Below are 7,255 nucleotides of genomic sequence, written 5' to 3'. Positions count from 1 at the left end.
GCGCTGGACGGTGGGCCCTTCTCCGGGCCCACCGTCCAGCGCACCGCCACCGCCCCCGGGTCATGGCCCGCCGGCGGGGGAGCGGCGACCGGTGGGGCACGGGTCCCCGTGGTCACGCTCGCTCCTCCGGGCGGAGGCGCGTCCGCCGCCCCGGCCCGCTCCCTCCCGGTCGCGCCTCCGCAGGCTCCTCCCGTGGCGCACGGCCCGTCCGCTCCGGGGACGCCCTCGCCCGGCGTGCCCGTCCCCGTGGTGCGGCCCCGCAGCGTGCCCGCGGCGGCCCCCTCGTCGGGTGGCGGCGCGGCGCCCCGGATCCAGCGCGCCGTACCGGACAACGGCAGGAGCGCGTCCGCCACCCCGGCCGTCCCGGTGAAGGAGGTCCCCGCGCGCGGGAAGCAGCCGACGTCCTCCGCACCGGCCGCCGCCGGCCGGAGCGCGGGCCGGAACACCGGCCGCGACGCCGAGCCGGCGCAGGACCCCGGCCTCGACCTGGACGACCTCGCGCGACGGCTGCTCGACCCGATGGCCCGCCTGCTGCGCACCGAACTGCGGCGCGGCCGGGAGCGCACGGGCCGCCCCTACGACGGCCGCCGCTGAGCACACGGCACGGAACGGATGACGGATCAATGACGGACAACATCTTCGCGAGCAGCGTGTTCTTCCGGCTCGCGATCGGCGGCAACGACCTGGGCGCCTTCCACACCTGCTCCGGCATGGGCGCCGAGGTGGAGATGGAGAGCTACGCGGAGGGCGGCAACAACGGCTTCACCTGGCAGCTGCCCGGCCGCGTGAGCTGGTCGAACATCACACTGACCCGGCCGGTCACCGCCGACACCGCGAAGATCGCCCGCTGGCTCGACGAGACGCTGAAGCGCGTGGAGCCCAAGGACGGCGAGATCGTCGCTCTCCGGCCCGACCTGAGCCGGATCATCAGCTGGCAGGTCTTCGGGATCGTCCCGGTGCGCTGGCAGGGCCCGTCCTTCGACCCCAGCAGTTCGCAGGCGGCGGTGGAGACCCTGGAGATCGCCCACGAGGGACTCCGCCCCGGGCCCAGCTCACGCTGAAGGAGCCTCCGGCCTCCGTCGGCGCCAAGCCCGGCGGGACGCTGGCACGGCTGAACCTCCAGTTCAACCCCTCCACCCTGGAGCTGAGCAAGACCACCGAGTGGCGCCGCTCCCCGTCCCGGATGGCGGAGGAGTCCTCCCTGCCCGAGTTCGTCGGCAGCGGCCCGCGCCAGCTCAGCCTCGAAGTGTTCCTGGACGCCACCGCCACCCACGACAACTCCGTGGAGCAGGCGGTGGAGAAGCTGATGAAGGCGTGCGTGCCGACCAAGGCCAGTCTGGGCCGCAAGAAGCCCGCCAGCCCCTGGGTGCGGTTCGAGTGGGGCAGCGCGCGCACCACGTCGTTCGACGGCGTGCTCTCCAACCTGTCCGTGTCGTACACGCTGTTCGACGTGGACGGCAAGCCGCTGCGCGCCACCTGCCGTCTGTCCATCGAGGAGGCGAGCGTCGGCCCCGCCGGACAGAACCCGACGTCCGGCTCACGCACCGGACGCAGTACGCACGTCGTGGTGGCCGGCGACAGCCTGGCCCTGCTGGCCTGGCGGGAGTACGGGGACGCGACCGCCTGGCGGGTCATCGCGGAGGCCAACGACATCGACGACCCGATGGTGCTCGTGCCCGGCACCGAACTCGTCGTGCCGGCGCTGAGCGCCGCGGGCGCCGAGGAGGAGGGGTGATGGGCGGGGCACGCGACGGCCGGTCGTTCGCCGCGGACCCGATCGTGGAGACGCCCGGCGAACTGCCGCCGGTCTGGGCGGCCCAGCTGGTGAACTGCGTGATCGACGAGAACGTGGGCCTGCCGGACGCGGCGGTGCTCACCTACCGCGACCCCGACCACGAGTTCCTGCGCAAGACCGGCATCACCATCGGCACCCCGCTCCGCGTCTCCGTGGTGACCGTGACCGGGCAGGCCCGCGAGCGGCTGTTCGACGGCGAGGTGACGGCCCTGGAGGCGGACCGCGACCGCACCGGCTCCTTCACCGTGCTCCGCGCCTACTCCAAGGCGCACCGGCTCCAGCGCGGCCGGAAGGTGGTGGCGTACCGGAACATGACGGCGGCGGCCATCGTCCGCAAGGTGGCCGCGGGCGCCGGCCTGGCCTGCGGCACCGTCCAGGCCGCGCCCGTCACCTACCAGCAGCTCTCCCAGGCGAACGTCTCCGACTGGGACTTCCTCCAGTACCTGGCCGCCGAGAGCGGCGCCCTGGTGCGCGTCGACGACAAGGGACTGCTCCAGTTCACCAAGCCGAAGAGGGCCTCCGGTGCGCCCTCGCCGACCACCTCGGCCGCCCGTGACCCGATGGTCCTGGAGTACGGGCGCAACCTGCTGGCGCTGCGGGCCTCCCTGTCGGCGGCGGACGGTGCGCAGCAGGTGGAGGTGCGCGGCTGGGACGTCACCACCAAGCGGCCTCTGGTGGCCAAGCAGCCCTCGGTCGACAGCGACACCGTCGTGCCGGGACTGAGTCCGGCGCTCGCCGCCCGGTTCGGCAAGGCGTCGAAGATCACCGTCACCGACACCCCGTACCGTACGCAGGCCGAGACGAAGGCGGTCGCGGACGCGGTCGCCGGTCAGGTCAGCGCCGGGTTCGGCGAGCTGGAGGCGCTGGTCGAGGGCAATCCGCTGCTGCGCGCGGGCAAGCCCGTCGCGCTCGGCAATGTCGGAGGGGCGTTCTCCGGGAAGTACACCGCCACCGCCGTGCAGCACGTCCTCGAGCCGCACGGCGGCTACCGCACCACGGTGTGGGTGAGCGCCAGCCCGGACCGCTCCCTGACCGGACTGGTCACCGGCGCCAACGCGCCGTCCCGGGGGCCGCGCATGCCGGGCCTGGCGATCGGCGTGGTGACGGACGTCCGCGAGGCCGGCGGCGCCGAGAGCGGTTCGGTGCGGCTCCGCTTTCCCTGGCTGGACGACACCTACGTCACCGACTGGGTCCGTACGGTGCAGTTCGGCGGCAAGGGCGGCGGCGGAGTGGTGAGCCCCGAGGTCAACGACGAGGTCCTCGTCGGCTTCGAACAGGGCCTGCTCGACAGCCCGTACGTCATCGGCGGGCTCTACAACGGCGTGGACAAGCCCTCGCCGCACGACGTGCCCCTCATCGACAAGACCACCGGCAAGGTCAACCGCCGTTCCCTCGTGTCCCGTTCGGGCCACCGGGTGGAACTGCTCGACGCACGGGCGCCGGGCCGCTCCGGAGTGCGGCTGATGTCCGCCGACGAACGCCTGGAGGTCTTCCTCGACGACCGGCGGGACCGGATCGAGCTGACCGTGTACCAGGGGAAGAGCCGGCAGGTGCTCAGCTCCGTCGTCCTCGACAAGCAGGGCATCACGGTGGACGCGGGACGCGGCGACGTGAACGTGTCGGGCCGCAACGTGGCCATCAACGGCCGGGTCGGGGTGAAGATCGGCGGCCGCACGGTGGACGTCTCCGGCGCCTCCGGCGTCACCGTCGACGGCGGCCTGCTCGCCACCCTCAAGGCCAAGCTCGTCCGCATCAACTGACCCTCCGCAGACAGCTCGTGAAAGGAGCTCCGTATGCCCGCCGCCGCCCGTACCGGCGACCCCACCAACCACGGCGGGGTCATCGCCACCCCGCCGCCCGCCGTCGCGAGGGCGGTGGCGACCGTGCTCATCGGCGGCCGTCCCGCCGCCGTCACCGGCAGCCTGCACACCTGCGTGGTGCCGCCGCACGCCGCCACCGGACCGGCCAACGTGATCCTGCCGAACCCCGCCGGCCTCGCCGGCGGGCAGGTCCTCATCGGCGGTCTCCCGGCCGCCCGCGCCCGCGACAAGACGGCCTGCGGCGCGATGATCCTCACCGGGGCGCCCAACGTGCTGATCGGCGGCGTGTGATGGCCGGCACCGACCGGCGGCCGGCCCGCGATCCCGCGCACGGGTCCTGGGAGGGCACGAATCCGGCCGCCGCGCACGGGTCCCCGGAGGGCACGGAACCGGCCACCGCGTCCGGGTCCCCGGAGGACGGCCGATGAGCGAACGGTTCATCGGCCGGGGCTGGGGATTCCCCCTGCGCGTCGGACCGACCGGAGGCATCGCCCTCGTCGAACGGGAGCGGGAGATCGAGGAGGCCATCCGCCTGGTCCTCGGCACCGCGCCCGGCGAGCGCCCCATGCGCCCCGAGTTCGGCTGCGGCATCCACGAGTACGTCTTCGCCCCCGGCGACGGCGCCACCGCCGGCCGCGTCGCGCGGCAGGTGCGGGAGGCGCTGGAGCGATGGGAGCCGCGGATCACCGTGGACGACGTGGTCGTCGCCTTCGACGCGGTCGAGGACGGCACCCTCTACATAGACGTGCACTACACCCTGCGTTCCACCAACGACCGGCGCAACCTGGTCTTTCCCTTCTACACGATCCCCTCCGAGGAGGGGGCCGAGGAAGCGGGCGCTCACTGATGGCCCTGCCCTCCCCGAACCTGGACGACCGCCGGTTCCAGCAGCTCGTCGACGAGGCGAAGCGATACGTGCAGCAGCGTGCCCCGGAGTGGACCGACCACAACGTGTCCGACCCGGGCGTCACCCTGATCGAGACGTTCGCCTACCTGGTGGACCAGGTGCTCTACCGGCTCAACCGGGTGCCGGACAAGAACTACCACGCCTTCCTCGACCTGCTCGGCATCCGGCTGTTCCCGCCGACGGCCGCGGCCGCCGACGTCGACTTCTGGCTGTCCGCCCCGCAGCCCGACACCGTCACGCTGCCGCCCGGCACCGAGGTGACCACCGCGGGCGGCGAGACCGACGACGCCGTGGTCTTCGCCACTACCGGTGAACTGCGCATCCTGCCCAGCGAGTTGACCCGCCTGGTGACCGCGTGGCGGACCAGCGAGCAGCAGGACAGGACCGGCATGCTCGCCGACGGCCTCGACATCCCCTGCTTCCAGGCCACGCCGGAACCCGGCGACGCGCTGCTCTTCGGGCTGCCCACGGCCGTACCCCGCTGCATCGTCGCCGTACGCCTCGACAGCCGCGTCGAGGGCGTCGGCGTCGACCCGCGCCAGCCCCCGCTGGTGTGGGAGGCGTGGAACGGCGGCGGCTGGGAGGCCTGCGAGACCGGCGACGACACCACCGGCGGGCTCAACCGGCCCGGCGAGGTCGTCGTGCACGTGCCCGCCGGACACGTCGCGTCCGTCATCGGCGGGACCCGGGCCGGCTGGCTGCGCTGCCGGGTCACCGAGCCGGAACCGGGCCAGCCGTTCTACTCAGAGTCCCCGACGGTCCGCGAGGCGGAGGTCTTCACCGTCGGCGGCACCATCTCCGCCGAGCACGCGGAGACGGTCACCGACGTGCCGCTCGGCACCTCCGAGGGCGTCGCCGGACAGACCTTCCGGCTCGCCCGGCCGCCCGTCCTCCTCGACGCCGGACCGCCCCTGGTGGAAGTGTCCTCCGAGGAGGGCTGGCAGCGCTGGGAGGTCGTCGAGCACTTCGGCCGCTCCCGACCCGCCGACCGGCACGTCCGGGTGGACGCCACCACCGGCGAGTTCGCGTTCCCCCCGGCACTGCGGGAGCCGGACGGCACCCTGCGGCAGTGCGGGGCCGTCCCGCCCAAGGGCGAGCGGATCCGGATCGCCCGCTACCGCACCGGCGGCGGCCCCGCCGGCAACGTCGCCCGGGGCGCGATCTCCGTCCTGCTCAGCTCCGTGCCGTACGTCGCCCGGGTCGGCAACCGGGAGGCGGCGCGCGGCGGGGTCGCGGGCGAGAGCGTGCACAACGCCCGGCTGCGCGCCCCCGAGGCACTGCGCATGCAGGACCGCGCGGTGACCGCCGAGGACTACGAGATCATCAGCCGCCAGGCCGCGCCCTCGGTGCGCCGGGTGCGCTGCCTGCCGGCCGCCGACACGGCGGGCGCGGTCCGCGTCCTCGTGGTGCCGGACGCCGTCGCCGACGAGGGCGACGACCGGCTCCGCTTCGAGCAGCTCATCCCCGGCGAGCAGGTCCTCTCGGCGATCACCGCGAGTCTCGACGAACGGCGCCTGATCGGTACCCGCCTCGTGGTGGAGCCGCCGGTCTACCAGGGCGTCACCGTCGTCGCCCGCCTGTCCGCCGCCCCGGGCGACACGGACGCGGTCCGCACCGCCGCCCTGGACGCCCTGTTCCGCCACTTCAACCCGCTGACCGGCGGTCCGGACGGCACGGGATGGCCGTTCGGACGGCCCGTCCAGTACGGCGAGGTCTTCGGTGTCCTGCAGCGCGCCGCGGGCGACGCGCTGGTCGAGGAGATCCGGCTCTTCCCGGCCGACCCGGTCAGCGGCCGGCGCGGCGCCCCGGCGGACCGCATCGACGTCGGCCCCGGCGCCCTGGTCTTCTCCTACCAGCACCAGGTGGTCGTGTCCCCCCGGGAAGCGGAGGGACGATGAGCCGCGCCGCGATCCCCGGGCTGCCCAGCCGGCACCCCATCGGGGAGCAGCTGCCCGCCCTCTACGCCGACGACGACCTCGCGCAGCGCCTCACCGCCGGTCTCGACACGGTCCTCGCCCCGGTCTTCTCCACCCTCGACAACCTGCCCTCCTATCTCGATCCCCGGCTGGCGCCGCCGGACTTCCTGGTGTGGCTGGCGTCCTGGGTCGGCGCCGCCGACGATCCGCGCCGGCCCATGGAACTGCGCCGCGAGACCGTCGCGCGCGCGGTGGAGCTGCACCGGTGGCGCGGTACGAAGCGGGGGCTGGCCGAGGCCCTGCGGCTCGCCCTGGACGTACGTACCGAGATCGTCGGCGACGGCGCCGCGGTCTGGTCGGACACCGCGGGTTCCGACCTCCCGCCGGAGCCCGACGCCGAACTGCTCGTACGGGTCGTTCCCGAGGGCGCGGGGGCCGGGCGGGTGGACGTGGACCGGGTCCACGAGGTCGTACGGGCGATGTGCCCGGTCCATGTGGCGTTCCGGGTGGAGGTCCTCCCGGGCCCGCCCGCCGAGGGAGGGAACTGACGCATGCGCGCATGTCCTGCGTGCGGGGCCGCCAACGACCCCGCCGACGACTTCTGCGGCAACTGCGGCGCGTACCTGGGCTGGTCGAACGAGCCCGCGCGCCCCACGACGAGGGGACGTACGGAGCCGGACGAAGACGCCGCACCGCCGGACGGGAGTGCGTCGTCCGGGGGAGAGGACGAAGCCGGTCCCGCCCCGTCCCGGGAGGCCCCGGCGACCGCGCCGACGGGTACGACGCGCACCCGCGAGCCGGGGAACGGGGGAGGGGC

General features: G+C 74.3%; 9 protein-coding genes. All 9 read left to right on the top strand.

The genetic code is table 11. The annotated features are described in order from the left end of the window. Positions 1-192 precede the first annotated feature (192 nt). The gene (locus tag EAO70_RS04450; protein ID WP_148001704.1) at positions 193-594 is read left to right on the top strand and encodes a hypothetical protein; all 402 of its coding nucleotides are present in this window, start codon (positions 193-195) and stop codon (positions 592-594) included. A 29-nt stretch (positions 595-623) separates the two neighbouring features. Continuing rightward, entirely contained in the window at positions 624-1,061 is a 438-nt protein-coding gene (locus EAO70_RS04445; protein WP_148001703.1) for a phage tail protein, read from the top strand. Further along, a complete protein-coding gene (locus tag EAO70_RS04440) occupies positions 1,058-1,735 on the top strand; it encodes a LysM peptidoglycan-binding domain-containing protein (RefSeq protein WP_148001702.1) in 678 nt (225 codons plus the stop codon). Before EAO70_RS04445 ends, EAO70_RS04440 begins: the two co-directional genes overlap by 4 nt. Beyond that, the gene (locus EAO70_RS04435) at positions 1,735-3,555 is read left to right on the top strand and encodes a VgrG-related protein (RefSeq protein ID WP_148001701.1); all 1,821 of its coding nucleotides are present in this window, start codon (positions 1,735-1,737) and stop codon (positions 3,553-3,555) included. Before EAO70_RS04440 ends, EAO70_RS04435 begins: the two co-directional genes overlap by 1 nt. A 33-nt stretch (positions 3,556-3,588) precedes the next feature. Next, complete coding sequence (locus tag EAO70_RS04430; protein ID WP_148001700.1) at positions 3,589-3,906, top strand: PAAR domain-containing protein; 318 nt, start codon at positions 3,589-3,591, stop codon at positions 3,904-3,906. A 133-nt stretch (positions 3,907-4,039) separates the two neighbouring features. Further along, entirely contained in the window at positions 4,040-4,462 is a 423-nt protein-coding gene (locus EAO70_RS04425; protein WP_148001699.1) for a GPW/gp25 family protein, read from the top strand. Further along, positions 4,462-6,420, top strand: a complete 1,959-nt coding sequence (locus tag EAO70_RS04420) for a putative baseplate assembly protein (protein WP_148001698.1) — start codon at positions 4,462-4,464, stop codon at positions 6,418-6,420. The genes EAO70_RS04425 and EAO70_RS04420 overlap by 1 nt, the downstream gene beginning before the upstream one ends. After that, positions 6,417-6,986 carry a phage tail protein gene (locus EAO70_RS04415; protein ID WP_148001697.1) on the top strand — a complete coding sequence of 190 codons (570 nt, stop codon included), beginning with the start codon at positions 6,417-6,419 and terminating at the stop codon, positions 6,984-6,986. The genes EAO70_RS04420 and EAO70_RS04415 overlap by 4 nt, the downstream gene beginning before the upstream one ends. Positions 6,987-6,989: 3 nt before the next feature. Then, positions 6,990-7,255 (top strand): zinc ribbon domain-containing protein (locus tag EAO70_RS38850; protein WP_315986206.1); only part of this gene is annotated, 266 nt, incomplete at its 3' end.

Source organism: Streptomyces sp. adm13(2018) (genome assembly GCF_008042145.1).
Taxonomy (GTDB): domain Bacteria; phylum Actinomycetota; class Actinomycetes; order Streptomycetales; family Streptomycetaceae; genus Streptomyces.
The sequence above is the reverse complement of the archived record's forward strand: the minus strand, read 5'-3'. Positions and strand labels throughout refer to the sequence as shown.